This window comes from Roseovarius sp. (assembly GCF_030373445.1).
In the GTDB taxonomy this organism is placed as follows: domain Bacteria; phylum Pseudomonadota; class Alphaproteobacteria; order Rhodobacterales; family Rhodobacteraceae; genus Roseovarius.
In genome coordinates this window covers 61003-84747 of the sequence record NZ_JAUCYU010000014.1, presented here as the reverse complement: position 1 = coordinate 84747, position 23745 = coordinate 61003, and the positions used below count along the sequence as shown (strand labels likewise).

Here is a 23745-nt window from a genome sequence, read left to right as displayed (position 1 = left end):
CTGACCCCCTGCCGCTCAATGCACGTGCGGGCCCCGCCAGGCGGGACCCGCACCATTCAACCGCCGCTTACTGCGACTGCGACTTGCGCGCCTCGATGATCGAGAGATACGCGTCATGGGTGATCGGATCGAAGCTCTTCGCCTCGCCCGCGGCCACGCCGTAGAAGCAATCCGCGTCCTTCTCCGACAGATTGTCCCACAGCTCGGTCATGGTCGCCTTAACCTCTTCGGGCATCGCGTTCGAGATCACCACCGGGCCTTCCGGGATGGGCTTCGACCGCCAGATTTCCACCAGGTCGTTCATGTCCACGAGGCCCGCATCCACGGCCTTGCGCAGCGCGCCCGAGTTGTAGCCATCTTCCCAGTTGCCCAGGCCATCGGCCCAGGTCACGCCGCCATCCACGTCGCCGTTGTTGACCGCGACGATGGTCTGCTCGTGACCGCCGGTGAACTTCACCTCGCCGAAATAGTCACCCGACTCCATGCTGGCGCCGGTCTCTTCCGGGATCTCGATCGACGGGATCAGGTAGCCGCTGGTCGAGTTCGGATCGCCGAAGCCGAACACCTTGCCCTTGAGCCCCTCGAGCGAGGTGATGCCGCTGTCCTTCCGGGCGAACCCGATCGAGTGGTAGCCATAGCTGCCGTCCACGTTCACCTTCACCAACACCGGCGTCACCGCGTCGGGGTTCTCCAGGTAGGTCTTCGCATAGCCGCTGGCACCCAGCCACGCCATGTCGATCGTGCCGCCCAGCAGGCCCTGGATCACGCCGTTATAATCGGCCGGCGCGAACAGCTTGACCGGAACGCCAAGCGCCTCCTCGGTATACTGGCGCAGGCACTCGTTCGAGTTCAGCCGGTCCTGGGCGTTCTCGCCGCCAAGGATGCCGATGCGGAACTCCTCGATCTCCTGTGCAACCGCGGGCACGGTCAGGGCAGTGGTCGCCAGAATGGCAGCAAACAGTCTTTTCATCTTGGTCCTCCGGTTGGGTTGTTGTGCCCCCGCAACCGCTGCGGCGGGCAGATGAAACTCAGGCAAACTCGCGCTCGAGCGCCGCGATATCGGTCGAGGTCGCGGCCTCGGAAAAACTCCCGTCCGCGCCGTAGATGTCCCGTGCGACGCCGGTGGTCAGCTGCGCCGGCGTGCCGTCGAACACGACCCGGCCGTGCAGCATCCCGATCACCCGGTCGCAATAGCGCCGCGCGGTATCGAGCGTGTGAAGGTTGGCAATGACGGTGCGGCCGTCTTCCTCGTGAATGCGGCGCAGGTCATCCATGACAAGCTGCGCGTTCATCGGGTCGAGGCTGGCAATCGGCTCGTCGGCCAGAACGATTTTCGGCTGCTGCATGATCGCCCGGGCAATCGCCACGCGCTGCTGCTGCCCGCCCGACAGGGCCTCGGCCCGCTTGGGCGCGTGCTCGGCAATGCCCAGCCGGTCGAGAATGTCGATGGCCCGGTGAATGTCCTCCTCGGGGTAGAGGTTGAACATGGTCGCCAGGGTCGAGCGCCGGTTCAGCGTGCCGTGCAGCACGTTCGACACCACGTCCATCCGCGGCACGAGGTTGAACTGCTGGAAGATCATCGCGCAGTCCGATTGCCACGCCCGCTTCTCGGCACCCTTCAGCGCGGTCACGTCGCGCCCCTCGTACAGGATCTGCCCCTCGGTCGCGTCGGTCAGCCGGTTCAGCATCCGCAGGAAGGTCGACTTGCCCGCCCCCGACCGGCCGATGATGCCGATCATCGCGGGTTTCTCCACGGTGAAGGACACGGCGTCGACCGCCGTGTTCCGACCGAAAGCCTTGGTCAGCGACTTGATGTCCAGCAAATGAATGTCCCCCTGGATTTGGGGACGTGCTAGGCGCAAACCTCAAAGCATTTGCGACGGTTCGGTAAAAGTTTCATGACGCACGCCGCCCGGCCCGCCCCGTGCCCGCCCATGCCCGCAAAACAGGCGTTTTCTGAACGCCCGAGACCCTTGCGCCATGGCATACGCCCGCGTATGCCAGCGCCATGACCGCCGCGCGCCCCAAGCGACTCACCCGTGACGACTGGCTTTCCGCCGGGGCGAAACGGCTGGCCGCCGCCGGGGCCGAGGCGCTCAAGGCCGAGCCCATGGCGCGCCACATGAAGACCACCAAGGGCTCGTTCTACTGGCATTTCAAGGACGTGCCGGATTACCACGCGCAGATCCTCTCGGCTTGGGAAAAGGCCGCGCTGGCCGATCTCTCCTCGGTCCTCGAGGGCGAAACCGGCGCCGTCCCCCGCCTGCGCGCGCTGGCCCAGTCCATCGCCGAGCCCGAGACCGGCACCGCCACCGAATCCGCCATCCGCTCCTGGGCCACCACGTCCGCCGCGGCCCGCGCCACGCTTGCCCGCGTCGACGAGGCCCGCCTTTCGGCGCTGCAAGGGCTCCTGTCCGAAACCGGCATCGGCAACCCCGAGATGGCCCGCATCATCTACGCCGCCGGCATCGGCATGGAACGCCTCGGCCAGACCGGCACGGGCGATAACCGCGGCTCCATCGGCTCCCTGGTCGACCTGGTCCTGGCCCTGCGCTGAGCCCCCGCCCCGGGCGCTGACCCGGGGCCTCTCACCACCCGCCCCGGGCCTGACCCGGGGCCTCGCACCACCCCACCACTTTCCGCAACAACCGGGTCGCCACATTCCCGCACGATCCGGTTCGCCCGCCCGCGCGCAAACGGCCATGATCCTCTCACACACACCGAAAGGATCTCCCATGATCACCCTCTCCCGCCGCCGCCAAAACTCCCCGAGCCGCCGCCTCTCGCTCCGGGCCTACCTCTCCCTCCACCGCCAACGCCGCGCCCTCGCGCGGCTCGACCCGCACCTCCTCCGCGACGTGGGCCTCACCGAAGACGCCGCCCGCGCCGAGGCCGCCCGCCGATTCTGGGACGCGCCCCGCCACTGGTTCCGCTGATGCACCGCCCCGAATTCTTCAAAAGAATTCGACCCGATATCTTTTCAAGATATCGCCCCGCACCCTCCCGACCCCTTGCATCCCCCTCTGGCGACATCCCCCGATCGCCGCCCGCGCCGCCGTTTTCCGCGCGGAAAACGGGCTGGAAAATACGCATTTTCCAACCCGGAATTTTCGAAAATTCCGGCTGCCGCGCACCGCCCGCCACATTAACCCGGCCCGTCCACCGAAGAAACACCGACGCAATACCGACGTGATACCGACGCGAAACCGACACCCGGTTTCCCCGCAAAGTCAGTCTGTTAACCCTGATTCGCCACGCTGGCCCTGAATCTCTCCACGAACCGCCCCCGCGCCTCCGGCAACGGCTTGTGCCCCAACTCCGGCGCCACCCGGTTCTGCAGGAAATACCCCGTTACCCCCAGCGCCTCGGCCACCTCCGCGTCCGGCGCCGGCCCGTGCCCCACCATGCAGGGCGGCAGCGGCAAGAGCTTGTCGGCCCACTCCCCCGCCCCGGCCCTCGACACCGCCCGCCCCGTCCGGGGCGAGATATAGCTGAGGTCGTTCGCCCGCGGCCCCATCACCGCACAGGCCTGCAAATCAAGGCCGAATCCGAGGTCATCCAGCAGCACCATCTCCCACTGCATGTAGGCCAGCGGCCAGATCTCGCCCTGCCCCAGCAGGTCCAGCAGCGCCTCGGTCCGCCGGTAGAGCCGCTCATGCGCCTCCCGTTCCGGCAGGCAGAACAGCAACAGGCTCACCACCGCGTTCAGCCCCGACAGCGCCAGCCTGTCCCCCATCGACGCCGCCGCGCGCGAGCGCACCGGCTCCACCGAAAACGTCCCGATATGATCCTCGAGCCTTGCCCGCCATGTCACGTCCAGCTGCGCCCCCGGCTGCAGCACCGGCGCCATCCGCCGCGACGCACCGCCCCGCACAACCCCCGCGTGCCGGCCCTTCCCGGGCGTGAAAACCTCAATGATTGCAGAGGTTTCGCCATGCGCGCGGCTGGAAAGCAATATGCCCTGGTCTCGCCACTCCATGCCCGTCCCCTGCCTCGATCGCCGCCGATTGGACACCAGATCGCCGCCAATGCCAAGCGGATGGAACCGACTCGCGTTATGTGCTTATCTCCCCGGAAATCAGATTTTTTCGAGGGGGATAGTCATGTCGTCATTTTACCGCAAAGCCGTTCTGGCCACGGGCCTCGCAGTCGCCGCCACAACCGCCGCGGCCCAGGAGAACGTCATGGTCGTGTTCGACGGCTCCAACTCCATGTGGGGCCAGATCGACGGCACCGCCAAGATCGAGATCGCCCGCAACGTGATGGACACCCTCCTCGGCGACTGGACCGAAGACCGAGAGGTCGGGCTGATGGCCTATGGCCACCGCCGCCGCGGCGATTGCGGCGATATCGAAACCCTCGTCCAGCCCGGCGCCCAGACCCGCGCCACCATCCTCGAACAGGTGGGCAGCATCACCCCCACCGGCAAGACCCCCCTCACCGACGCCGTCGAACGCGCGGCGACAGAGCTTGCCTATACCGACCGCCCCGCCACCGTGGTGCTTATCTCCGACGGGCTCGAAAGCTGCGAACGCAACCCCTGCGAACTGGCCCGCGCGCTCGAACAGGGCGGCGTCGGCTTCACCGCCCATGTCGTGGGCTTCGGCCTCGGCGCCGACCAGGACGACACCTCCCTTTCCTGCATCGCCGAGGAAACCGGCGGCACCTATATCCAGGCCTCCAACGCCGAGGAACTCAAGGCCGCCATGTCGAGCGTCAGCACCGCCGTCGCCGACACCACCCCCGACCCCGAGCCCGCCCTGCCCGAGGTCACCGTCACCGGCCCCGGCACCGCCATCGGCGGCTCGATCATCGAGGTCACCTGGGACCCCACCGCCGAACCCGGCGACTTCCTCACCATCGTTTCCGCCGGCACCGACCCGGCCGAGTACGAGGAAACCCAAAGCGTCAACGAGGACAAGACCGTCAACTTCACCGTCCCAGCCGACCAGGGCATGTACGAGATCCGCTACATCCACGCCGACGGCAAAGAGGTGCTCGGCACCGACGCGCTCGAGATCACCAGGCCCGAGGTCGTGCTGACCGGTCCCGAAATGGTGCTGACGGGCGAGGATTTCGACGCCGGCTGGTCGCCCACGATCAACCCGAACGACTATGTCACCATCGTGCCGGCCGGTGCCGAAACCGGCACCTCCGACAGCTACGTCACCGTGCGCGACAAATCCGAAGGCGAACTCAGCGCGCCCGCCGATCCCGGCCTTTACGAGCTGCGCTACGTGCTCAGCGTCGACAAGCGCACCGTCGCCACCCGCCCCATCGAGGTGACGGCCCCGGAGGTCACGCTCGACGTGCCCGACACCACGCTCGCCGGCTCCAGGTTCACCGTCGGCTGGACCGGCACGGTCAACGCGCAGGATTACATCACCGTCGTCCCGGCCGGCACCGACGAGGGCGAGTTCGGCAATTACTTCGTGGTCCGCGACAAGTCCGAGAACCAGCTTCAGGCCGCCGCCGAAACCGGCCTCTACGAGGTCCGCTACGTTCTGCGCGAAGGCAACAAGACGCTGGCCTCCGCCCCCATCGAGATCACCGCGCCCGAGGTCACGGTCACCGCGCCCGAGACCGCCCAGACCGGCTCGAAATTCCCGGTCTCCTGGACCGGCGCGGTCAGCGGCAACGACTATGTCACCGTCGTGCCCGCCGGCACCGACGAGGGCGAATTCGGCAACTACATTGTCGTCCGCGACAAGACCGAGAACACCCTTCAGGCGCCGGCCGAAACCGGCATGTACGAGGTCCGCTACGTCCTGCGCGAGGGCAACAAGACGCTGGCCACCACGCCCATCGAGATCACCGCACCCGAAGTTACCGTGACCGCACCCGAAACCGCGGCCACGGGCTCGAAATTCCCGGTCTCCTGGACAGGCACGGTCAACGCCGGCGACTATATCAACATCGTGCCAGCCGGCACCGACGAGGGCGAGTTCGGCAACTACATCACCGTCCGCGACCGGACCGAGAACGAGCTTCAGGCCCCCGCGGATACCGGCATGTACGAGGTCCGCTACGTCCTGCGCGAAGGCGGCAAGACCCTCGCCACCACCCCCATCGAGATCACCGCGCCCGAGGTCACGGTCGACGCGCCCGACACCGCCCAGACAGGCGAACGCTTCGTCGTGTCCTGGACCGGCACGGTCAACGCCGGCGACTATATCAACATCGTTCCCGCCGGTACGGCCGAGGGCGAGTTCGGCAATTACATCACCGTCCGCGACGCCACCGAGAAGGAGATCCAGGCACCTGCGGACACCGGCATGTACGAGGTCCGCTATGTCCTGCGCGAGGGCGGCAAGACGCTGGCCACCGACATGATCGAAATCACCGCGCCCAAGGTCTCGGTCACCGCGCCCGACACGGCGCTCGCCGGCTCCGCCATCCGCGTCTCGTGGACGGGCACGGTCGCCAACGGCGACTATATCGCCATCGTCCCCACCGGTGCCGAAGAGGGTGAGTTCGGCAATTACTTCACCGTCCGCGACAAGTCCGAGAACGACCTGCGCGCGCCGTCCAGCCCCGGCCTCTACGAGATCCGCTACATCCTCCGCGAGGGCGGCAAGACCCTGGCCACCCGGCCCATCGAGATCACCGAGCCCGAGGTCACCGTATCCGGCCCCGCCGAAGTGCGCGCCACCGACACGCTCAAGGTTTCATGGACCGGCGCGGTCGATCCCGGCGACTACGTGGCGCTGGCGCCGATGGGCAGCAAGGATGACGACTTCTCGAACTACTTCACCATCCGCGACAAGACCGAGCACGACATGAAAGCCCCCGAAACCCCCGGCATGTACGAGCTCCGCTACATCCTGCGCGAGGGCGGCCGCGTGCTCGCCCGCCAGCCGGTCGAGGTGCTCGACGCCGATGCCGCCCTCAACTCCGGCGCGGAACTCACCGCGCCCGACACCGCCGGGCCCGGCAGCACCATCGAGGTGGGCTGGACGGTCGCCGCCGAAAGCGCCGACCAGCGGATCACCATCGCCGCCGCCGACCAGGCCATCTTCACGTGGATCGAGGCGGTCAAGATCACCGGCGAACCGCCGGTCAGCCTGACCCTGCCCGACGATCCCGGCATCTACGAGCTGCGCTTCCTCGATGTCAGCAACCAGCAGGTGCTGGCGCGCAAGGTCATCACCGTGGAGTAGGCCCCATGCACAAGCCCGACGGCTACCCCGATGTCTCGGCCTACCTGCTGGTCGAGGACGCCCGCGCGGTGCTCGACTTCTGCGCCGCCGTCTTCGGCGCGGAAGACCTCCGTGTCATCACCCGCGAGGGCGACACGGGAATCATGCACGCGGAAACCCGCATCGGCGACAGCGTGGTGATGATGGGCGAAATGCCCGGCGGGCCGGAGGCGCATCTGCACCTCTACCTCGCCGATGCCGACGCCGCCTTCGACCGCGCCGTCGCGGCCGGCGCCGAGGTCGTCCAGCCGATGACCGAGAAGGGCGACGGCGACCGCCGCGGCGGCGTCCGCGGGCCCGGCGGCGTGACATGGTGGATCGCCCGGCAGGTCGCCTGACCCGGCCTCAATCCGCCAGCCCCGGTTCGTCCAACAGGTGCCGCCCGGCGCGGTCCTCGACCTCGATCACCCACAGGTCGGGGTCGAATCCCCGCTGCTTCGCAATCGCCTCGTCCACCGCCCGCTCCTCGCCCTCGGCCAGCACGACCCAGGCGCGCTCCCCGCTCATCAGGTCGAAACTGCGCTGAAACGCCTGCGCCTGCCCGTCCAGCGTGTTGAGCTTCACCAGCACCGCCCCGGCGGTGTCATCGCCATGCGCCGTCACGAAGGCCGGAATATCCTGCAACCGCAGCCTTGCCAGGTAGGCCTGCACCCAGAACTCCGCCGTCAGCCGCGCCATTCTACCCGCCCCGGACCCGATCCGGGGCCTCCAACCGCCGCATATGCCGTAGGGCGGCTGCCACCCGGCACGTCCCCCGTCCCGGGCCCCGTAGGGTGGGTGCCAACCCACCTCCCCACCTTGCCGGACCGGACTCGCTCACCCGTTCCCGTCCTTGAACTCCAGCCCCATCTCGGAATACCGCTCGGCTTCCTCGAGCCATCCCGGCCGCACCTTCACCTGCAAAAACAAGTGCACCTTCCGCCCGAGAAACTCTTCCAGCTCCTCCCGCGCGGCCTGGCTCACGGCCTTGATCGTCTCACCCTTGCGGCCAAGGATGATGCCCTTGTGCCCGTCCCGCGCCACGTAAACCACCTGGTCGATCCGGGCCGAGCCGTCTTTCCGCTCCTCCCAGCTCTCGGTCTCGACCGTCAATTGATACGGCAATTCCTGGTGCAGCCGCAGGGTCAGCTTCTCGCGCGTCATCTCGGCGGCGATCATCCGCATCGGCAGGTCGGCGATCTGGTCCTCGGGGTAAAGCCACGGGCCCTCCGGCACCTCGCCCGCCAGCCATTCGCGCAGATCGTCCACCCCGTGCCCCCGCTCGGCGGAAATCATGAAGGTCCGCTCGAACGGGAACCGCGCGTTCAGCTCCTCGGTCAGCCCAAGCAGCGCCTCAGATTTCACCCGGTCGATCTTGTTGATCGCAAGCGCCACCTTGCGGCCCTTCGTGGCCTCGCCCAGCGCATCGAGGATATGGCCCACCCCCTCGGTGATCCCGCGATGCGCCTCGACCAGCAGAACCACCACGTCGGCATCCGCCGCCCCGCCCCATGCGGCCGCCACCATCGCCCGGTCCAGCCGCCGGCGCGGCTTGAACAGGCCCGGCGTATCCACGAACACCAGCTGCGCCTCGCCCTCCATCGCCACGCCGCGAATGCGGGCGCGGGTGGTCTGCACCTTGTGGGTCACGATGCTCACCTTCGCCCCCACCATGCGGTTCAGAAGCGTGGACTTGCCCGCATTGGGCTCTCCGATCAGGGCGATGAAACCGGCGCGCTGGGTCATTCTCTCTTCCTTGGCTCAGTTGATGCGCCTTAGCCCATCACGGGCCGCTTTGCCAGAACTCGTGCTATTCCCCCCGGCGCGAAACTTGGCTAGCGTCGGGCGCAGAGACTTGCAACCAATGGCCGGGCCGGGATGACGCGCGCGCTCATCAACACCACAGACCTGATGGCGCCCGGCTGGCGGTTCATGGCCGGCCACATGCCCGACGCCGCGCTCGACTGGTCGAGCTTCTCCTCGCAGGCCTATGGCGGGCCCGCCCGCCTGCGCCGCCTGCGCGCGGTCTCCGCCGCGGCGCTGGCCGCCCGCCGTGCCGGCAAGGCCGGGCAGGAACCGATCCTCGTCTCGCACCTGCCCAACATGGCGGCGCTCACCAATTTCACCCGACGAAACCTCTGCCCCTCGGTGCCCCAGATCGCCTTTTCCTTCAATTTCACCGCCCTGCCCCACGGCGCCCGCCGAAGGGCCTATCTCCGCGGCCTGCGCGGCATCGACGAGTTCGTCGTCTTCTCGGCGCATGAGAAACAGCTCTACGCCCGCGAACTCGGCCTCCCGCCCGAGCGCATCCGCGTGCTCAAATGGGCCATGGACCCGCCCGAGGTCGCCCCCTCCGCCGACACGCCCGACACGCCCTATCTCTGCTCGATCGGCGGCGAGGCGCGCGATTACCGCCTGCTCGCCGCCGCCATGCGCCGCCTGCCCGGGCGCCACGCGGTCATCGTCGCCCGCCCCTACAGCGTGCAGGGCATCGAATTTCCCGACAATGTCGATATCCGCCTCAACCTGCCCGGCCCGGTGACATGGCGGCTGGCCACCGGCTCGGTCGGCCTTGCCCTGCCGCTTCTCAGCCACGAGACCGCCTGCGGCCACATCACCCTCGTCGCGGCCAAGCTGCTGGGCGTGCCGGTGGTGGCGACGGAATGCCTCGGGCTGGCGGAATACATCTCCGACGGCACGGTCTACAGCCGCGTCGCCCCCGGCGACACCGACGCCATGGCCGAGGCGATCGAGGGCCTCTTCACCGACAGCGACGCCGCCCAGGCCATCGCCCAGACGGCCCAGATACAGGCCCGCGCCGACCACGCGCCGGCGAACTGGGTCAGGTACCTGGAGGATGCCTTGACGCGGCTGTAAGGCGTGACGCCGCGCCGGACGACCCTACCCCGCCTCGACCCGCGCCAGCAAAGCCTGCGCCGCCGCCTGCTCGGCCTGGCGCTTCGACCCGGCCGTGGCACTCTCCGCCTGCCCGTCGGCCAGCCGCGCCTCGATGGTGAACTTCGGCGCATGGTCAGGACCCGACCGCGCCGTCTCGACATAGTCCGGCGGGTTGAGCCCCCGCGCCTGCGCCCATTCCTGCAGGGCGGTCTTGGCGTCGCGCGCGTCCTCCTTGACGCTCTCGATCCGCTTGCCCCACAGCCGCAGCACGACCTCCCGCGCCGCCTCGAACCCGGCATCGCGATAGACGGCGGCGATCACCGCCTCCATCCCGTCGCCCAGCAGCGCCTGCTTGCGCCGCCCGCCCGACATCATCTCCGACCGGCCGAGCTTCAGCACCTTGCCAAGGTCGATCTGCCTTGCCACGTCGGCACAGGTTTCCTTGCGCACCAGCGCGTTGAACCGCGGCGCCAACTGCCCCTCCTGCGCCGCCAGGTCCCGTTCCAGCAGCGCCTCGGCCATCACCAGACCCAGCACCCGGTCCCCGAGGAACTCAAGCCGCTGGTTGTCGTCCCGGTTGGGCGACGACATCGAGGAATGCGTCACCGCCCGCACCAGCAACTCCGGCTCGGCAAAGCGGTGCCCCAGCCGGCCTTCGAAGGCCTTCAGCTCCCCCGAAAGCTTCATTCAAGCTTCTCGAAGAACCGGTCGCCCCGCCATGTCCAGAAGAACAGCATCGACCGCCCGGCGGACGAGAACATCACCCGCCCCGCGCGCCCGATCAGGTTTTCATACGGCACGAACCCGACACCCCCGGCGGCCAGCGGCACGCGGCTGTCGGTCGAGTTGTCGCGGTTGTCGCCCATGAAGAAATAATGCCCCTCCGGCACCGTGAACACGCCGGTATTGTCCAGCGACTGCCGCGAGATGTTCAGGATCGCGTGGCTCCGCCCGTTCGGCAGCGTCTCGATCTGGCGAGACTTGCGGCACTCGGCCCCCATGCCCACCGGCCCGTTCTCGCAGCGCGGCGTCACCTGGAGCGGGCCCTGCCGCTCCTTGATCTCGGTGAAGGTGCCCGCATCCTCGAGCCCGACCGCCTCATCGTTGATATGCAGCACGCCCTCTTTCATCTGCACCCGGTCGCCGGGCAGGCCGATCACCCGCTTGATGAAATCCGTGCCCTGCACCGGGTGGCGGAAGACGATGATGTCGCCCCGCTCCGGCTCGCCGCCGAAAAGCCGCGTGTTGTCGCCGTCGAGGAAACCGCAGATATCCTTGGCGTCGATATTGATCCCGAACCGCTGGATACGGATCGACGGGCAGGAGGCGTAGGAATAGCCATAGGCCATCTTGTTCACGAACAGGAAATCGCCGATCAGCAGCGTATCCTTCATCGAACCGGAGGGAATCCAGAACGGCTGGAAGAAGATGGTGCGGAAGATCCCCGCGATCACCAGCGCCCAGAACACCGTCTTGACGGTCTCCCACAGCGAGCTCGATTTCTTGCCCTCTTCGGCCATGCCTGTCTCCGCGCCTCGGTTTCCGGGTAGTTGCGGGTTTCATGAGCGTCACGCGGGATAGTGTCAAGTCGCACAGCCCGTGGTGATCCGACACAGCCGACAGAGTTGCAGTGTCCCGACCACCCTGTAAACTCGTGCGGACGGCGGCGGCCGATTTGAGGGAACCCATGGTCAATCGCACCGATACCGCGACTCACATCTACCCGAACGCCTATCTGCACGAGGTTTCGATCGCCTGCCCCGATTGCAGCCGCGAAGCGGCGTTCGCGAATAACCCGCCGCGATGGACGAACCCCGCCGATCCTCTCGGGCTGAAGAAAAAGGGGCACCGCTTCCGTTCGGCTTACAAATCGTCGTTGAACGCCAGGTTCGGCCGGTATGCCACGCAGGCCAGGTCGTTCAGAGACCTTCGCCTGCCATCCGCCTCGCTAGGGCCGGAAGATCGCTACACCAGGGGATGGGGAAATGACGAGAAGATGCTGTCCTCGATGCACGGCACGATCCTGTGCCGCCATTGCGGGTGTAACCGGGCCCACGTGCTGAACTGGCCGCAGGACGCGTTCTATCAGGTCGACATCAAGGGAAACGTCCTGTGGGCCTATAGCCGCGGGCACGCGCTTCGCATCCTCGATCATATCGCCAGAAAAGACCGTCCGGCACGCATCGAACCCAGTTTGCGGGCCATCCCGACACCATTTCTGCGCGCCGGAAACCGGTCGGTCGTGTCGCGCAAACTCCTGAAGCTGCTCCGCGAAAGCTAACGGGTCAGGGGCCGCGCCTCGATCACCACAAAGGCCTGCGCCCAGGGGTGATCGTCGGTCAGCGTCACGTGGATGATCGCCTCGTGCCCCTCCGGCGTCATCTCCGCCAGCCGCTCGGCGGCCCAGCCGGTCACGTGCATCACCGGCTGCCCGGTGCGCAGGTTGCTGACCGCCATGTCCTTCCACGCGATCCCCATCCGAAGGCCCGTGCCCAGCGCCTTGGAACAGGCCTCCTTCGCCGCCCAGCGCTTGGCATAGGTGCCCGGCGTGTCGGCCCGGCGCTCGGCCTTGCGCTGTTCGACCTCGGTGAAGACCCGGTTGCGGAACCGGTCGCCGAACCGCTCCAGCGTGCCGGCGATCCGGTCGATATTCGCAAGGTCGGTGCCGATGCCGAGGATCATGGCAGAAGCTGCGCCCCGATGGCCCCTGTCGCCTGGTTCAGCGTGAACCGCAGCGTGTGGGGCTGGAAATCCGCCCCCTCATAGACCTTCACCGCCATGGTGAAGACCAGCCCCTCCGCCGGGTCATAACCCGCCTCGAGACTGCCGAAATCCGCCCCGCCGAACCCCATGCCGTTCAGCCCCACCGTCCGGCATTGCCGCAGGCCCAGCTCGTCATAGGGCGGCGACATCACGAGGATATGAAACGGCGCCCCCGCCGGCTCGACCGTGTCGAGAAGCGCCAGCCGCACATCGCCATTGGCGAAAGTGCGCGTGTTCTCCTCCCACGGCTCGGCGATATTGTCGGCCCGCGCGGGCCAGTCGCAGGGCACCGCCTCCTGCGCCACCGCCGGCAGGCCGGCCATCAGCCCCAACCCGAAGGCCGCCGACTTCACCGCGCACCTCATTCGATCTCTCCCCGCCCGCGCATCAGGCTCACCTGGTTGCCCGCCGCGATGCCAAGGAAGAACCGGTTGCAGATCAGGTAGCCCCCGGCATACAGCCCCAGCAATATCAGGAACTGCCTTGACCCCGGCGCCGTCACCGCCAGCTTGCCGAACTCCGGCAGCCACCGCCCCGCGCCATAGGCCAGCGCCACGTTCAGTGCCACCGCGATCACCGTCGCGATCCAGGCGAAGTTCCACGCTTCCGCGCCGCCCGGCTTGCGCTTCTCGCGCCGGGCGAATTGCTGCCCCTCGATCACCGCGGCGATCATCGCCGGCACCATAAGCTGTGCCGACGACCCCAGCGCGGAATCAACCTGCGTGTTCAGGAACCCCACCAACAGCGCCACGCCAACGGCAACGGCCAGGAACACCAGCGCATAGCGGATCAGGCTGACGGCGCTCATCCCGCCGACCGCGCCTCTGTCCCGCGGGCCTCGTCCATCAGCCGCCGCATCTCGGCAATGGCCGGCTGCAGCCCGCGGAAAATCGCCTCGCCGATGATGAAATGCCCGATATTGAGCTCCATCACCTCCGGAAACGCCGCCACCGGCTGCACCGTGTCGTAGGTCAGCCCGTGGCCCGCATGCACCTCCAGCCCCAGCGAATGGGCATAGGCCGACATCTCGCGCAGCCCGGCCAGTTCCCGGTCGCGGTCCCCGGTCCGCCCCTCGGCATGGGCGTCGCAATAGGCGCCGGTATGCAGCTCGATCACCTGCGCCCCGATCCGGTGCGCGGCCTCGATCTGGCGCTTGTCGGCGGCAATGAAGATCGACACCCGGCAGCCCGCATCCCGCAACGGCGCGATGAAATGCGCCAGCCGGTTCTCCTCGCGTGCCACTTCCAGCCCGCCCTCGGTTGTCTTCTCCTCGCGCTTCTCGGGCACGATGCAGACGGCATGCGGGCGGTGGCGCAGCGCGATCTTCTGCATTTCCTCCGTCGCCGCCATCTCGAAGTTGAGCGGCACGCTCAGGGCCGCCATCAGCCCGTCGATATCCCCGTCCGAGATATGCCGCCGATCCTCGCGCAGGTGCGCGGTAATGCCGTCGGCGCCCGCCTCCTCGGCCAGCTTCGCAGCGCGCACCGGGTCTGGGTACTCACCGCCGCGCGCGTTCCGCACGGTCGCCACGTGGTCGATGTTCACGCCAAGGCGCAGGTTTCCCGCAGACGTCATGCCGCCCTCCTCTACAAGCCCGTTTCCACCGGGGGTCGCCGCCACCCTAATCCTGATTCTGCTTGGCGTCAGCCTTGCCCGCGGCTTTTTCTTTCAGCGCCAGCAACTTGTCCTTGATCCGCCCCTTGCGGCCCTTCTGGTAGGCCTGGATCACCGGCAGGCTGACGTAATAGCCGATCATCCCGCAGATCAGCCCGGGAATGATCCCGCCGATCATGTAGGGAAAGAACACCTCGTCATAGAAGACGTACAGGTTGTGCCAGTCGGCCTTGCCGTCGCCGAACAGCGTCATGAAGTTGTCCTTCAGGTCGGTCCACGCATCGACGAACTTGCCCCCCAGCGACCGGTGCGCGCCGGTCTCGTGCTTGAAGGTCCGGCCCAGAAGGAAATTGCCCGTCTGGAACGAGATCGCCCCGATCGGTACGAAGGTCAGCGGGTTGCCCACGAAGGTCGACAGCAGCGAGGCGATGATATTGCCCCGGATGATCAGCGCCAGCAAAGCCGCGGCAAAGAAATGCATCCCGAAGAACGGGCTGAAGGTCACGAAGATCCCGGCAAAGATCCCCCGGGCGATCCGGTGCGGCGGATCGGGCAGGCGGCGCACCCGGTGCTTGATGTAATAGAACGCACGTTTCCAGCCGCCCTTAGGCCAGACCGTTTCATAAACGATCTTCCACCATGGTCGTCTGTCTCTGCGCTTGAAGACCACCTTGCGCGGCTCCCCGGTTCACTTGTTCTCCCCGCCACCGGCCCGGCCCGGATCGCGGAAACGCTCTATCGCGGCCACGTCGCTTTCCGCATCCAGTGCCGAGATCACGCTGTGAAGATGCTCGGCATCGCGCAGCTCGACATCGATCAGCAGGCGGTAAAAGTCCGGTTTGCGGTCGACGAATGTCAGGTCCGAGATATTTGCCTTCTGCTCTCCGATCAATGTGCAAATACGTCCCAGCACGCCCGCGTCGTTGCTCATCGTGATATCGAGCGTCACTTCGTACTCGGCCGGGTGCTTGCCGGCATGCCAGTGCAGGTCAAGCCAGCGGCCCGGCTGATCGTCGAACGCCGACAGCGCTTCACAGTCGATCGTGTGCACCACGACTCCCTTGCCGCGATAGGTGATGCCCACGATACGCTCGCCCGGCAGGGGCTGGCAACAGCGCGCCCGGTCGAAACTCTGGTTCCGCGCCAGGCCGATCACCGCGCGGTCGCGGCCGACCACGTTGCTTTCGTCCGGGGCAATGTCGGGATAGACCGCGTGCAGCACCTGCTGCGCGGTCAGCTCGGCACTGCCCAGCCGGGCCAGCACCTCGTCGGCATTCTTCAGCCGAAGCGTCTTGGCGGCGGCGGTCAGCGCCTTCTCGGTCGCCCGCTTGCGCACGTGCTCGAAGGCCGACCGCGCCAGTTCCCGGCCAAGCTTGATGTACCGGTCCCGGTCCAGCTCGCGCAGCGCCCGGCGGATGGCGGCCCGCGCCTTGCCGGTGGTGGCGATGTCCAGCCACGTCGCCTGCGGCGTCTGCCCGTCGGCGGTGATCACCTCGACCGACTGGCCGTTCTTGATCCGTGTCCACAAGGGCACCCGCATCCCGTCGATCTTGGCGCCGACACAGGCATGGCCGATCCGCGTGTGAATGGCATAGGCAAAGTCGATCGGCGTCGCCCCCCGCGGAAGCTTCACCACGTCCCCCTTCGGCGTGAAGCAGAACACCTTGTCCGAATACATCTCCAGCTTCACGGCCTCGAGGAAATCCTCGTGATCCTCTTCCGAATCGAACTGCTCGGTCAGGCTGGAAATCCACTTGGCGGGATCGACGGCAAAGGGGTTCTCGGCCCGCACCCCGTCGCGGTAGGACCAGTGCGCCGCCACCCCCGTCTCGGCCACGTCATGCATCTGGCGGGTGCGGATCTGCACTTCGACCCGCTTGCCGTCGCGCCCCGATACCGTGGTGTGAATCGAGCGATAGCCGTTCGACTTGGGCTGGCTGATGTAATCCTTGAACCGCCCCGGCACGGCCCGCCACCGCTGGTGGATGGCGCCCAGCACGCGGTAACAATCCTCTTCGCTCCGGGTGATGATGCGGAAGCCATAGATGTCCGACAGGCGCGAAAAGCCCATCTCCTTTTCCTGCATCTTCCGCCAGATCGAGTAGGGCTTCTTCGCCCGGCCCAGCACGTCGGCCTCGATCTTCGCCTTGTCCAGCTCGTGCCGCATGTCCGAGGTGATCCGCTCGATCACGTCGCCGGCTTCCTTCTGCAGCGTGATGAACCGCCGGATGATCGAGGCGCGCGCATCCGGGTTGATCACCCGGAACGCCAGGTCCTCCAGCTCCTCGCGCATCCACTGCATGCCCATCCGGCCCGCCAGTGGCGCGAAGATATCCATCGTCTCCCGCGCCTTCTTGAGCTGCTTCTCGGGCCGCATCGCCTTGATCGTGCGCATGTTGTGCAGCCGGTCGGCCAGCTTCACCAGGATCACCCGCATGTCCTTCGACATCGCCATGAACAGCTTGCGGAAATTCTCGGCCTGCTGGGTCTCGGTGCTGGAAAGCTGCAGGTTGGTCAGCTTGGTCACGCCATCGACAAGGTCGGCGATCTCCGGTCCGAACTTCTCGGCCACGATCTTGTACGAGGCGCGCGTGTCCTCGATCGTATCGTGCAGAAGGGCGGTGACGATGGTCGCGTCGTCCAGCCGCTGTTCGGCCAGGATGGCGGCCACGGCGGCCGGATGCGTGAAATACGGCTCGCCCGAGTGGCGGAACTGCCCCTCGTGCATCTCGCGGCCGAAATCGAAGGCCGCGGTGATCAGCTTTTCATCGGTTCGCGGGTTATAGGTGCGGACAAGCTCGATAAGGTCTTGTGCCGCGATCATGCCGTGCGAAACCCCTCAAAGGCGGGGGACAGGTCAGCCCTGCCCCTGCGCCTCCATCAGCGCCCGCAGAAGGTTCTCTTCCGACATGTCGTCCTCGGCCGGCTTGTCCGGCTCGCCGCCGCCCATCAGAAGCGCCATGGAATCGTCTTCCGGCTCGTCCACCTCGATCTGGGTCTGGTTCGACTCGATCAGCCGCTCGCGCAGCTCGTCGGCCGATTGCGTTTCCTCGGCGATCTCGCGCAGGGCGACAACCGGGTTCTTGTCGTTGTCGCGGTCCACGGTGATCTGCGATCCGGCGGAAATCTCGCGCGCCCGGTGGGCGGCAAGCATCACCAGATCGAACCGGTTCGGAACCTTGTCGACGCAATCTTCGGTTGTCACGCGGGCCATGAGACCTCCAGAGGGTGGCACAGAAATATGGAAGTGCCTTATCTAAATCCTCTCCGCCCGAGTTACAAGGAGATATTTGGCCTCAACCGCCCGGTTCCGGCGCCCGTTTCCACAAGAAAGATTGATTTATTCCGGCCGCCGCCTAACGATACTCCGCGCGGCGCATAACCATTTCGGACCGCCCGCCATTCACCGGAGATTTCGCATATGTTCGCCTTCCCGATTCCCCGCGGCCTCGCCGCCCTCGCGGCGTCCGCGCTGCTGGCCCTCGCCGCGCCCGCCTCGGCCTTCGACACCTCGGTCTTCTACAAGCTCTCCACCGATTTCCGCGGGCCCGGGATGCAACTCGACATCGCCAATGGCGGGGCAATGAACAACTTCAGCCACCTCGCCCCGGCCGGCAACTACTCGGGCCAATACTGGCGGCTCGAACCGGCGGGCGCCGACCGCTACCGCCTGACGACCGAGTTCCGCGGCCGCGACATGTGCCTCGACGTGGTCAATGGCGGGCCGCAGGACAACATGACCCACCTCGCGCCCTGCGGAAACTATTCCGGCCAGTTCTGGACCATCCGGCCCGACAACAACCGCTACCGGCTGACCACCGATTTCCGCGGCCCGAACATGTGCCTCGACGTCCATAATGGCGGCGGGCTCGACAACTTCACCCATCTCGTGCCCTGCGCCAATTACAGCGGGCAGTACTGGGCGCTGATCCCCACGGGCCGCCCCGCCAACTGACGGGCTCAGAGCGGGACGACCTCGTCCCGCGCCGCCTGCGGCAACGCCTCCACCATCTCGGCCACGCTCCGGCCCAGCACCGGGTGGCGCCAGTCCGGCGCCACCTCGGCCAGCGGCACCAGCACGAAGGGCCGGTCCTGCAATCTCGGATGCGGCAGGATCAGCCGGTCGGGCGCCTGCCGCTTCTGCTCCTCCAGCGGCAAATCCAGCCACGCCCGATACCCCGCCTCGTCCGGCAGCACGGCCTCCCCCGCCGCGATCAGGTCGAGGTCGAGCACCCGCTGCCCCCAGCGCTGCTCCCTCTCCCGCCCGAAATCCGCCTCGATCCGGTGCATCACCGCCAGCAGCGCCTCCGGCCCGCCGCCGAACCACAGGCCCGCGGCGGCGTTCACGTAATCCGGCCCGGCCCCCGGCGGAAAGCACGGCGTGGCGAAAAACCGGCTCGCCACCACGTCTCTCGCCCCCGCCTCCGCCATTTTCTGCAGCGCGGAACGCAACGTCACTTCCGGCGCGCCCGCCGCCGACGGCAGGTTCGCGCCGAGAGCTATCAGATAAAATTGATCTTTTGACACAGCGCCTTGCCCGGTTTACCGCTCAAAGTTGAATTGAGGTCGCATCAAACTCCCTTGTGCATCCCCGGCGGACCTCCTATCCTTCTTGGCCAGCCCACTCCGGGAATGCCATACCACCACTCACACCACTCGAAACCGGACCGGGCTTTACATTTGAAAGGACATTTCGATGTTTTACAAGGACGAACGGCTTGCGCTGTTCATCGATGGTTCCAATCTGTATGCGGCGGCCAAATCCCTGGGCTTCGACATCGATTACAAGTTGCTCCGTGCCGAATTCATGCGCCGGGGCAAGCTCCTGAGGGCGTTCTACTACACCGCACTCCTGGAGAATGACGAGTACTCGCCCATCCGTCCGCTGGTCGACTGGCTGAACTACAACGGCTTTTCCATGGTCACCAAGCCGGCCAAGGAATACACCGACAGCCAGGGCCGCCGGAAGGTCAAGGGGAACATGGATATCGAGCTTGCGGTCGATGCCATGGAACTCGCCCCGCGTGTGGACCATATCGTGCTCTTCTCCGGCGACGGCGATTTCCGCCCGCTCGTGGAAAGCCTGCAACGCCAGGGCGTGCGCGTGTCGGTCGTGTCGACCATCCGCAGCCAGCCGCCGATGATCTCCGACGACCTGCGCCGCCAGGCCGACAACTTCATCGAGCTGGAAGACCTCAAGGACGTGATCGGCCGCCCCCCGCGCGACAACCAGAACACCGAGCGCGAAGCGGCCTACGCCCAGGAAAGCTGAGCCTTCCGGCTAGAAGCGCCGTGATCTGTCACCATCCGGCCCGGGCGCCCGCCGCCCGGGCCTTCGCATGTCCGCCCCCTCTGGACGCGGGCCGCCACAGGCCTTACCTCTGGCCCACGACGCAGGAGGCCCGATGACCAAACCGCCCCTCACCCTCTACCTCGCCGCCCCGCGCGGCTTCTGCGCCGGTGTCGACCGGGCAATCAAGATCGTCGAGATGGCGCTGCAGAAATGGGGCGCCCCCGTCTACGTGCGCCACGAGATCGTGCACAACAAGTACGTGGTCGACGACCTGCGCGCCAAGGGCGCCGTCTTCGTCGAGGAGCTTGAGGACTGCCCCGCCGACCGGCCCGTGATCTTCTCGGCCCACGGCGTACCCAAGGCCGTCCCGGCCGAGGCCGCGCGCCGCGAGATGGTCTATGTCGACGCCACCTGCCCGCTGGTCTCCAAGGTCCACATCGAGGCCGAGCGCCACGCCGCCAACGGCCTCCAGATCATCATGATCGGCCATGCCGGCCACCCCGAGACCATCGGCACCATGGGCCAGCTGCCCGACGGCGACGTCCTGCTCGTGGAAACCGTCGATGACGTGGCGGGCGTCACCGTCCGCGACCCCGGGAAGCTGGCTTTCGTCACCCAGACCACCCTCTCTGTCGACGACACCACCGATATCGTCGCGGCGCTGAACGCGCGGTTTCCCGCCATCAAGGGCCCGCACAAGGAAGACATCTGCTACGCCACCACCAACCGCCAGGAGGCGGTCAAGGCGATGGCGGCAAAGGCCGATGCCATGCTGGTCGTGGGCGCCCCCAACTCCTCCAACTCCCGCCGGCTGGTCGAGGTGGGCGCCAAGGCCGGCTGCACCTATTCCCAGCTCGTCCAGCGCGCCGCCGATATCGACTGGCGCGCATTGGACGGCATCCGCTCCATCGGCATCACCGCCGGCGCCTCGGCGCCGGAAGTGCTGGTGGACGAGGTGATCGACGCTTTCCGCGCCCGGTACGACGTGACCACCGAACAGGTGGAAACGGCGCAGGAAAACGTCGAATTCAAGGTGCCCCGCGTCCTGCGCGAACCCGCCTGAGCCCCGCGCGCTACTCCGCCAACCCGTCCATCTTCCGGGCCAGCTTCACGTCAAGCGAGCTGAGCCCATCCACGTCATGCGTGGTCAGCGTCACCTTCACCGTCTTGTACACGTTCGACCATTCCGGGTGGTGGTTCCACTTCTCCGCCCACATGGCGCATTTCGTCATGAAGCCGAACGCCTCGACGAAGTTGCCGAACTCGTAGGTCTTGTTGATGGCGTCGCGTTCGCCATCCATCTCCCAGCCGGCCTCGAGCAGCGGCTCCAGCGTGGTCTTGCGGGCGGTATCGCTGAGTTTTTCGGTCACTGGCGTTCCTCTCTATTGTCCTTCCGGAACGGGCCGTAACTGGTGAGGATCTCGATATCCTCCTCCACCGCGTTCCTCTCCGCCTCTAGATAATGCGCAATCGCCTCGGCGAAACCCGCATCGCGCATCCAGTGCAGCGAATACGTCTCAGCCGGCAGGTATCCGCGGGCCAGCTTGTGCTCCCCCTGCGCCCCGGCCTCGACCCGGTCGAGCCCCTGCTCGATGGCGAAATCGATCGCCCGGTAATAGCACAGCTCGAAATGCAGGCAGGGGTGATGCTCGGTACAGCCCCAGTAGCGCCCGAACAGCGCCTCCCGCCCGATCATGTTCAGCGCGCCGGCCACGGGCCGGCCCTGCCGCTCGGCCAGGACCAGCAGGATATCGTCGCGCAGCCCCTCGTGGGCGATATCGAAGAACTCCCGCGTCAGGTACGGCACCCCCCATTTCCGCGCGCCGGTATCCTGGTAGAAGGTCCAGACGGCATCCCAGTGATGCGGCTCGATATCCGCGCCCGTCAGCATCCTGACCTCGCCGCCGAAATCATTGGCCTCCCGCCGCTCCTTGCGGATGTTCTTGCGCTTGCGCGACGACATCGAGGCCAGGAACCCGTCGAAATCGGCGTAGCCCCGGTTCCGCCACAGGAACTGCTGCGACGCCCGCGGCATCAGCCCCATCGCCTCCCCCGCCTCCGATTCTTCCGCGGTGCAGAAGGTGATATGCAGCGACGAGATGCTGTTCCGGTCCGCCAGCTGCACCGCTCCCTGCACCAGCGCCGCCTGCCCCGCCTCCTCGTAGCCCGGCCGGGTCAGCAGCCGCCGTCCCGTCACCGGCGTGAACGGCACGGCGACCTGGAGCTTGGGGTAATACCGTCCACCGGCACGCTCATAGGCATGGGCCCAGTTGAAATCGAAGATATACTCGCCCTGGCTGTGGGTCTTGGCATAAAGCGGCGCACAGGCGATCACCTGCCCGTCGATCTCGGCGGCCATGTATTGCGGATGCCACCCGGTGCCGGGCCCGACCGATCCGCTGTCCTCCAGCGCCTTCAGGAACCGGTAGGTGGTGAACGGGTCGCGCGGCCGCCCGCCATCCTCGGCCTCCGGACAGGCACAGCCATCCCAAGCCGCCTGACCGATCTGGTCAAGCCGGTCATGCACCGTGATGGTGACCGCCTGCCCGTCCATTGCTTGCTGCCTTCGCCGTGAGTGTCCCGCCTAGACTTGTGCCCGATGGGCCCGAGTTCAAGCCGGAATGGCGGCGCGGAACCCCTCGAAGGTCACGTTATCGGCAACCTTGCGCGCCTCTGCCTCCGCTTCGGGCGTCCGGATCGTCCAGCACAGCACGCCCGCCCCCGCCGCCTTCAGCCCGGCCACCCGCTCGCGGCCAAGGTCCGGCGCATGATGGCTGATGAAGCTACAGCCCGCCGCCTCGTAATCCGGGATATCCCGCAGCCGCGCCCGCGTCTCGTCCTTCAGAAGCGGCCAGTCCTCGGCCTCGTACCCGCAGGACACGATGCCCCGCGGCCAGCCCGGCGCCAGCTCCGCCATCCGCACCACCATGTGCGGGTTGAACGACATCAGCGCCAGCGGCCCGTCATATCCGTGCAAGTCCGCCGCCGCGGCCCGTTCCAGCACCCCGTCCGTCTCGCCCATCTGCCCGTGCTGGTCCTTCAGCTCCACCAGCAACGGCACCCGGCCGCCCACCAGCGCCAGCACCTCGGCAAAACCCGGGATCCCCTCGTGCCCGCCCAGCAGCCCGATCTTTGACAGCTCGGCCGCCTCGCGCTGGCGGATCGGCCCCTTGTCGCCGGTCAGCCGCCCGAGGTCATAGTCGTGAAACACCATCGCCCGGCCATCCCGGCTGAGCTGCAGGTCGATCTCGATTCCATACCCCGCCTCGATCGCCGCCCCGATCGCGGCGCGCGAATTCTCCGGCCGGCCGTCGCCCACGTCGTGCAACGCCCGGTGCGCGATCGGCAGCCGCAGGAAATCTGTCGGAAGCCCGCTCATCCGATCTGGAAGATGCCTTCGATCTCGACCGCCACGCCGAAAGGCAGGGACGCCGCCGAAACCGCCGAGCGCGAATGCCGCCCCGCCTCGCCCAGCGCCTCGGCCATGAAATCCGACGCGCCGTTCACCACCATCGGCTGCTCGCCATAGTCAGGCGTCGAGTTCACGAACCCGGTCAGCTTCACCACCCGCTTCAGCCGGTCCAGGTCACCGCCGCACGCCGCCTTGACCTGCGCCAGGAGCGCGATGGCGCAAACCTTCGCGGCCTCGGCCCCGGCGGCGGTGTCCATGTCGTCCCCCAGCTTGCCGGTGATCAGTTTCTCGCCCGCCTTGGGAATCTGGCCCGAGACATAGAGCGTGTCACCCACCTGCACGTACGGCACGTAATTGGCCGCCGGCGCAGGCGCGTCGGGCAGGCTCACCCCCATCTCGGCCAGCTTGTCCTCGAACTTACCCATGGCTCCCTCCTTGCCGTGTCCGTTGCGGCGGACGCTACCCGCGCCGATCCGGGTTGAAAACCCGAAACGTCCGCGCCACGCCGGATTTCGCTGTCAGGGGGGAATGCCGCTCTCGAGGAGCCGCGCATCGGCGGGCCGTGGTACGGCGATCCTACGCCAGTG

General features: G+C 67.0%; 28 protein-coding genes. 9 read left to right on the top strand and 19 right to left on the bottom strand.

The genetic code is table 11. The features are described 5' to 3' along the window. Window positions 1–67: 67 nt before the first annotated feature. On the bottom strand, window positions 68–970 hold the full coding sequence (gene phnD / locus QUV18_RS21240; protein WP_300896141.1) for a phosphonate ABC transporter substrate-binding protein: 903 nt from the start codon (window positions 968–970) through the stop codon (window positions 68–70). Between the two features lie 58 nt (window positions 971–1028). Beyond that, the gene (gene phnC / locus QUV18_RS21235) at window positions 1029–1823 is read right to left on the bottom strand and encodes a phosphonate ABC transporter ATP-binding protein (RefSeq protein ID WP_300896140.1); all 795 of its coding nucleotides are present in this window, start codon (window positions 1821–1823) and stop codon (window positions 1029–1031) included. A gap of 185 nt (window positions 1824–2008) precedes the next feature. On the opposite strand from phnC, the gene QUV18_RS21230 reads away from it, so the two are divergent. Together QUV18_RS21230 and QUV18_RS21225 are read left to right on the top strand one after the other, a co-directional pair. Beyond that, the gene (locus QUV18_RS21230; RefSeq protein ID WP_300896139.1) at window positions 2009–2557 is read left to right on the top strand and encodes a TetR/AcrR family transcriptional regulator; all 549 of its coding nucleotides are present in this window, start codon (window positions 2009–2011) and stop codon (window positions 2555–2557) included. Window positions 2558–2735: 178 nt separating this feature from the next. Then, window positions 2736–2936 carry a DUF1127 domain-containing protein gene (locus tag QUV18_RS21225; protein WP_300896138.1) on the top strand — a complete coding sequence of 67 codons (201 nt, stop codon included), beginning with the start codon at window positions 2736–2738 and terminating at the stop codon, window positions 2934–2936. A gap of 302 nt (window positions 2937–3238) precedes the next feature. Here the strand turns inward: QUV18_RS21225 and recO are convergent, their stop codons facing one another. Further along, entirely contained in the window at window positions 3239–3979 is a 741-nt protein-coding gene (gene recO, locus QUV18_RS21220; RefSeq protein WP_300896137.1) for a DNA repair protein RecO, read from the bottom strand. 124 nt (window positions 3980–4103) lie between these two features. Between recO and QUV18_RS21215 the strand changes: the two genes are divergently transcribed. Both QUV18_RS21215 and QUV18_RS21210 read left to right on the top strand, forming a co-directional pair. Beyond that, the gene (locus QUV18_RS21215; RefSeq protein WP_300896135.1) at window positions 4104–7160 is read left to right on the top strand and encodes a VWA domain-containing protein; all 3057 of its coding nucleotides are present in this window, start codon (window positions 4104–4106) and stop codon (window positions 7158–7160) included. Window positions 7161–7165: 5 nt separating this feature from the next. After that, a complete protein-coding gene (locus QUV18_RS21210; protein ID WP_300896134.1) occupies window positions 7166–7537 on the top strand; it encodes a VOC family protein in 372 nt (123 codons plus the stop codon). 7 nt (window positions 7538–7544) lie between these two features. Here QUV18_RS21210 and QUV18_RS21205 read toward each other — a convergent pair whose 3' ends face one another. Next, window positions 7545–7877: a DUF1491 family protein gene (locus QUV18_RS21205; RefSeq protein ID WP_300896132.1), complete on the bottom strand. Its 333-nt coding sequence runs from the start codon at window positions 7875–7877 to the stop codon at window positions 7545–7547. Between the two features lie 138 nt (window positions 7878–8015). Beyond that, window positions 8016–8924 carry a GTPase Era gene (gene era, locus QUV18_RS21200; RefSeq protein WP_300896131.1) on the bottom strand — a complete coding sequence of 303 codons (909 nt, stop codon included), beginning with the start codon at window positions 8922–8924 and terminating at the stop codon, window positions 8016–8018. Between the two features lie 132 nt (window positions 8925–9056). On the opposite strand from era, the gene QUV18_RS21195 reads away from it, so the two are divergent. After that, the gene (locus tag QUV18_RS21195; RefSeq protein WP_300896129.1) at window positions 9057–10055 is read left to right on the top strand and encodes a glycosyltransferase; all 999 of its coding nucleotides are present in this window, start codon (window positions 9057–9059) and stop codon (window positions 10053–10055) included. Window positions 10056–10079: 24 nt separating this feature from the next. On the opposite strand, the gene rnc is transcribed toward QUV18_RS21195, so the two are convergent. Then, window positions 10080–10763, bottom strand: coding sequence for a ribonuclease III (rnc, locus tag QUV18_RS21190; RefSeq protein WP_300896128.1), 684 nt, complete (start codon window positions 10761–10763; stop codon window positions 10080–10082). Continuing rightward, window positions 10760–11596: a signal peptidase I gene (gene lepB, locus QUV18_RS21185; RefSeq protein ID WP_300896127.1), complete on the bottom strand. Its 837-nt coding sequence runs from the start codon at window positions 11594–11596 to the stop codon at window positions 10760–10762. Before lepB ends, rnc begins: the two co-directional genes overlap by 4 nt. A gap of 167 nt (window positions 11597–11763) precedes the next feature. Here lepB and QUV18_RS21180 point away from each other — a divergent pair, with 167 nt between their 5' ends. Continuing rightward, complete coding sequence (locus tag QUV18_RS21180) at window positions 11764–12357, top strand: hypothetical protein (RefSeq protein ID WP_300896125.1); 594 nt, start codon at window positions 11764–11766, stop codon at window positions 12355–12357. Here the strand turns inward: QUV18_RS21180 and acpS are convergent. From acpS to rpoZ, 7 genes are read right to left on the bottom strand one after another with little or no spacing between them, the layout of a single operon-like run. Then, window positions 12354–12758: a holo-ACP synthase gene (gene acpS / locus QUV18_RS21175; RefSeq protein ID WP_300896124.1), complete on the bottom strand. Its 405-nt coding sequence runs from the start codon at window positions 12756–12758 to the stop codon at window positions 12354–12356. The genes QUV18_RS21180 and acpS overlap by 4 nt on opposite strands. Beyond that, the gene (locus QUV18_RS21170; RefSeq protein WP_300896123.1) at window positions 12755–13204 is read right to left on the bottom strand and encodes a hypothetical protein; all 450 of its coding nucleotides are present in this window, start codon (window positions 13202–13204) and stop codon (window positions 12755–12757) included. The genes acpS and QUV18_RS21170 overlap by 4 nt, the downstream gene beginning before the upstream one ends. Beyond that, window positions 13201–13647, bottom strand: a complete 447-nt coding sequence (locus tag QUV18_RS21165; protein ID WP_300896122.1) for an ABZJ_00895 family protein — start codon at window positions 13645–13647, stop codon at window positions 13201–13203. The genes QUV18_RS21170 and QUV18_RS21165 overlap by 4 nt, the downstream gene beginning before the upstream one ends. After that, window positions 13644–14414, bottom strand: a complete 771-nt coding sequence (locus QUV18_RS21160) for a pyridoxine 5'-phosphate synthase (protein WP_300896120.1) — start codon at window positions 14412–14414, stop codon at window positions 13644–13646. Before QUV18_RS21160 ends, QUV18_RS21165 begins: the two co-directional genes overlap by 4 nt. A 46-nt stretch (window positions 14415–14460) precedes the next feature. Next, window positions 14461–15123, bottom strand: coding sequence for a DUF2062 domain-containing protein (locus tag QUV18_RS21155; RefSeq protein ID WP_300896119.1), 663 nt, complete (start codon window positions 15121–15123; stop codon window positions 14461–14463). A gap of 18 nt (window positions 15124–15141) precedes the next feature. After that, entirely contained in the window at window positions 15142–17277 is a 2136-nt protein-coding gene (locus QUV18_RS21150) for a bifunctional (p)ppGpp synthetase/guanosine-3',5'-bis(diphosphate) 3'-pyrophosphohydrolase (RefSeq protein ID WP_300896118.1), read from the bottom strand. Between the two features lie 33 nt (window positions 17278–17310). Then, on the bottom strand, window positions 17311–17667 hold the full coding sequence (gene rpoZ, locus QUV18_RS21145) for a DNA-directed RNA polymerase subunit omega (RefSeq protein WP_300896117.1): 357 nt from the start codon (window positions 17665–17667) through the stop codon (window positions 17311–17313). Between the two features lie 207 nt (window positions 17668–17874). Between rpoZ and QUV18_RS21140 the strand changes: the two genes are divergently transcribed. After that, on the top strand, window positions 17875–18408 hold the full coding sequence (locus QUV18_RS21140; RefSeq protein WP_300896116.1) for an RICIN domain-containing protein: 534 nt from the start codon (window positions 17875–17877) through the stop codon (window positions 18406–18408). Between the two features lie 5 nt (window positions 18409–18413). Here the strand turns inward: QUV18_RS21140 and folK are convergent, their stop codons facing one another. Then, on the bottom strand, window positions 18414–18980 hold the full coding sequence (gene folK, locus QUV18_RS21135; protein ID WP_300896115.1) for a 2-amino-4-hydroxy-6-hydroxymethyldihydropteridine diphosphokinase: 567 nt from the start codon (window positions 18978–18980) through the stop codon (window positions 18414–18416). A 169-nt stretch (window positions 18981–19149) separates the two neighbouring features. Between folK and QUV18_RS21130 the strand changes: the two genes are divergently transcribed. Beyond that, the gene (locus QUV18_RS21130) at window positions 19150–19725 is read left to right on the top strand and encodes an NYN domain-containing protein (protein WP_300896114.1); all 576 of its coding nucleotides are present in this window, start codon (window positions 19150–19152) and stop codon (window positions 19723–19725) included. A gap of 133 nt (window positions 19726–19858) precedes the next feature. After that, entirely contained in the window at window positions 19859–20809 is a 951-nt protein-coding gene (ispH, locus tag QUV18_RS21125; protein WP_300896113.1) for a 4-hydroxy-3-methylbut-2-enyl diphosphate reductase, read from the top strand. Window positions 20810–20819: 10 nt separating this feature from the next. Here the strand turns inward: ispH and QUV18_RS21120 are convergent, their stop codons facing one another. From QUV18_RS21120 to QUV18_RS21105, 4 genes are read right to left on the bottom strand one after another with little or no spacing between them, the layout of a single operon-like run. After that, entirely contained in the window at window positions 20820–21116 is a 297-nt protein-coding gene (locus QUV18_RS21120) for a 4a-hydroxytetrahydrobiopterin dehydratase (RefSeq protein ID WP_300896112.1), read from the bottom strand. Then, window positions 21113–22300 carry a GNAT family N-acetyltransferase gene (locus tag QUV18_RS21115; RefSeq protein ID WP_300896111.1) on the bottom strand — a complete coding sequence of 396 codons (1188 nt, stop codon included), beginning with the start codon at window positions 22298–22300 and terminating at the stop codon, window positions 21113–21115. Before QUV18_RS21115 ends, QUV18_RS21120 begins: the two co-directional genes overlap by 4 nt. 57 nt (window positions 22301–22357) lie before the next feature. Then, entirely contained in the window at window positions 22358–23125 is a 768-nt protein-coding gene (locus QUV18_RS21110) for a glycerophosphodiester phosphodiesterase family protein (RefSeq protein ID WP_300896110.1), read from the bottom strand. Continuing rightward, on the bottom strand, window positions 23122–23583 hold the full coding sequence (locus QUV18_RS21105) for a RidA family protein (RefSeq protein ID WP_300896108.1): 462 nt from the start codon (window positions 23581–23583) through the stop codon (window positions 23122–23124). Before QUV18_RS21105 ends, QUV18_RS21110 begins: the two co-directional genes overlap by 4 nt. Window positions 23584–23745 lie beyond the last annotated feature (162 nt).

Excerpts from the sequence above, each read along its gene's own strand:
- ispH (WP_300896113.1), top strand. The coding sequence starts at position 19,859 with ATGACCAAACCGCCCCTCACCCTCTACCTCGCCGCCCCGCGCGGCTTC.
- QUV18_RS21230 (WP_300896139.1), top strand. The coding sequence starts at position 2,009 with ATGACCGCCGCGCGCCCCAAGCGACTCACCCGTGACGACTGGCTTTCC.
- QUV18_RS21140 (WP_300896116.1), top strand. The coding sequence starts at position 17,875 with ATGTTCGCCTTCCCGATTCCCCGCGGCCTCGCCGCCCTCGCGGCGTCC.
- QUV18_RS21225 (WP_300896138.1), top strand. The coding sequence starts at position 2,736 with ATGATCACCCTCTCCCGCCGCCGCCAAAACTCCCCGAGCCGCCGCCTC.
- QUV18_RS21160 (WP_300896120.1), bottom strand. The coding sequence starts at position 14,414 with ATGACGTCTGCGGGAAACCTGCGCCTTGGCGTGAACATCGACCACGTG.
- rpoZ (WP_300896117.1), bottom strand. The coding sequence starts at position 17,667 with ATGGCCCGCGTGACAACCGAAGATTGCGTCGACAAGGTTCCGAACCGG.
- QUV18_RS21205 (WP_300896132.1), bottom strand. The coding sequence starts at position 7,877 with ATGGCGCGGCTGACGGCGGAGTTCTGGGTGCAGGCCTACCTGGCAAGG.
- QUV18_RS21170 (WP_300896123.1), bottom strand. The coding sequence starts at position 13,204 with ATGAGGTGCGCGGTGAAGTCGGCGGCCTTCGGGTTGGGGCTGATGGCC.
- phnD (WP_300896141.1), bottom strand. The coding sequence starts at position 970 with ATGAAAAGACTGTTTGCTGCCATTCTGGCGACCACTGCCCTGACCGTG.
- QUV18_RS21130 (WP_300896114.1), top strand. The coding sequence starts at position 19,150 with ATGTTTTACAAGGACGAACGGCTTGCGCTGTTCATCGATGGTTCCAAT.
- acpS (WP_300896124.1), bottom strand. The coding sequence starts at position 12,758 with ATGATCCTCGGCATCGGCACCGACCTTGCGAATATCGACCGGATCGCC.
- rnc (WP_300896128.1), bottom strand. The coding sequence starts at position 10,763 with ATGAAGCTTTCGGGGGAGCTGAAGGCCTTCGAAGGCCGGCTGGGGCAC.
- QUV18_RS21110 (WP_300896110.1), bottom strand. The coding sequence starts at position 23,125 with ATGAGCGGGCTTCCGACAGATTTCCTGCGGCTGCCGATCGCGCACCGG.
- QUV18_RS21210 (WP_300896134.1), top strand. The coding sequence starts at position 7,166 with ATGCACAAGCCCGACGGCTACCCCGATGTCTCGGCCTACCTGCTGGTC.
- QUV18_RS21180 (WP_300896125.1), top strand. The coding sequence starts at position 11,764 with ATGGTCAATCGCACCGATACCGCGACTCACATCTACCCGAACGCCTAT.
- QUV18_RS21150 (WP_300896118.1), bottom strand. The coding sequence starts at position 17,277 with ATGATCGCGGCACAAGACCTTATCGAGCTTGTCCGCACCTATAACCCG.
- QUV18_RS21215 (WP_300896135.1), top strand. The coding sequence starts at position 4,104 with ATGTCGTCATTTTACCGCAAAGCCGTTCTGGCCACGGGCCTCGCAGTC.
- lepB (WP_300896127.1), bottom strand. The coding sequence starts at position 11,596 with ATGGCCGAAGAGGGCAAGAAATCGAGCTCGCTGTGGGAGACCGTCAAG.
- QUV18_RS21165 (WP_300896122.1), bottom strand. The coding sequence starts at position 13,647 with ATGAGCGCCGTCAGCCTGATCCGCTATGCGCTGGTGTTCCTGGCCGTT.
- QUV18_RS21115 (WP_300896111.1), bottom strand. The coding sequence starts at position 22,300 with ATGGACGGGCAGGCGGTCACCATCACGGTGCATGACCGGCTTGACCAG.
- era (WP_300896131.1), bottom strand. The coding sequence starts at position 8,924 with ATGACCCAGCGCGCCGGTTTCATCGCCCTGATCGGAGAGCCCAATGCG.
- recO (WP_300896137.1), bottom strand. The coding sequence starts at position 3,979 with ATGGAGTGGCGAGACCAGGGCATATTGCTTTCCAGCCGCGCGCATGGC.
- QUV18_RS21105 (WP_300896108.1), bottom strand. The coding sequence starts at position 23,583 with ATGGGTAAGTTCGAGGACAAGCTGGCCGAGATGGGGGTGAGCCTGCCC.
- QUV18_RS21195 (WP_300896129.1), top strand. The coding sequence starts at position 9,057 with ATGACGCGCGCGCTCATCAACACCACAGACCTGATGGCGCCCGGCTGG.